The 234-nt window shown below is 45.3% G+C and carries 1 pseudogene; it reads left to right on the forward strand.

From position 1 onward, the window contains the following. Positions 1 to 31 precede the first annotated feature (31 nt). Positions 32 to 234: pseudogene (locus O4H53_RS27090) on the forward strand (haloacid dehalogenase-like hydrolase); the annotation flags it as partial.

The raw sequence follows: 234 nt of genomic DNA on the forward strand, positions 1-234 counted from the left end.
ACCAGAGATCAAGCGATTACCAGAAATCTTGGTGAACGACGATAAAGAAATGAAAGCGCTGGAAATTTACGAGCGCATTGGTCGTCGTCCTATTGCTGCGTTTGGTAACTCAGACGGTGATTTGGCGATGCTGAAATGGACTTACGCAGGTAAAGGCTTACGTTTCCCTATGTACATTCATCACACTGATAAGAAACGTGAGTACAAATACGATCGCGAATCCCACATCGGTCG

The sequence above is a fragment of the Sulfitobacter sp. G21635-S1 genome, from assembly GCF_027213915.1.
Lineage (GTDB): Bacteria > Pseudomonadota > Alphaproteobacteria > Rhodobacterales > Rhodobacteraceae > Sulfitobacter.